Consider the following 1,229-nt stretch of genomic DNA (forward strand, 5'->3'; position numbering starts at 1 on the left):
TAGAATGACTTCTTTTGTTCGGTTTTTAAGCAATATCACTTGGTTAGTTTTTCCTACAATAGTATTAATAGCAATAAAATATTATAGTGATCAAAAAGATATTATTGAGTTAAAAGAACAAAAAAAATCTACAGAGCTCTCTTTATTAAAAAATCAACTAAATCCACATTTTTTATTCAATACGTTGAATAACTTATACGCTTTATCACTAAAAAAGTCTGATAAAACTCCAGAAGTAATAGCAAAACTCTCAGAAATTTTAGACTATATTTTATACCAATGCAAAGACAACTATGTTTCAATTAATAAGGAAATTGAATTATTAGAAAATTATATAGCTTTAGAAAAAGTTAGGTATGGTAAAAGGGTGAACGTCACATTTGAAAAAGATATTCAAAACAATGTAAATATTGCTCCTTTAGTTTTATTAACTTTTGTAGAAAATGCTTTTAAACATGGTGTTAGTCAAGAGTTGACCACTAGTTTTATAGATATGAAAATATTAGCTACACAAAATGAAATAATATTCAAATTAAAAAATAGTAAACCTAGAGTAGATACTGAACTTATTAAAAGCGCTAAAAAATCTATAGGAATGCAAAATACCAAAAAGCAATTAGATTTATTGTACAAAAATAAGTATCAATTAGAGATTGAAAATACAGCTTCTCACTACTCTTTAGAGCTAAAACTTACGTTAAATGGAAAAGTATAAATGTTTAATAGTTGATGATGAGGAATTAGCTAGAGAGTTAATTGCCACGCATCTTAGTCAATTGCCATATTTTGAAATTATTGCTACCTGTGCTTCAGCAATCGAAGCAAATTCAGTTTTGAAAAATAATACGATTGACTTGTTGTTTCTGGATATAGAAATGCCAGTTTTAAAAGGAACAGACTTTTTAAAAAATTTAAGGAATCAACCAAAAGTTATATTTACTACAGCTCATAGAGAATATGCAATAGAAAGTTATGAGTTAAATGTGGTAGATTATTTATTAAAACCTATTGTTTTTAAACGTTTTTTTAAAGCGATAGAAAAGTTCTTAGAGACCCAAGTTGTTGTGAAACCTACAAATTTTAAACCTGAATTGACTCATATTTTTGTAAGAAGTAATCAAAAAAATATAAAACTGAATTATGATGATATTTTATATATAGAAAGCCTTAAGGACTATATTAAAATACATAAAAAAGAAGAAAAACTGTTAATAAAACATGGTATTTCT

General features: G+C 25.7%; 2 protein-coding genes. Both read left to right on the plus strand.

Going from position 1 to position 1,229, the window contains the following annotated elements:
* Positions 1 to 715 (plus strand): sensor histidine kinase (locus ACTG3V_RS15355; protein WP_439133052.1); only part of this gene is annotated, 715 nt, incomplete at its 5' end.
* On the plus strand, positions 702 to 1,229 hold a 528-nt coding region (locus ACTG3V_RS15360), incomplete at its 3' end, for a LytR/AlgR family response regulator transcription factor (RefSeq protein WP_439133053.1). The genes ACTG3V_RS15355 and ACTG3V_RS15360, both read left to right, overlap by 14 nt.

The sequence above is a fragment of the Polaribacter sp. genome (assembly GCF_965660385.1).
Classification (GTDB): Bacteria; Bacteroidota; Bacteroidia; order Flavobacteriales; family Flavobacteriaceae; genus Polaribacter.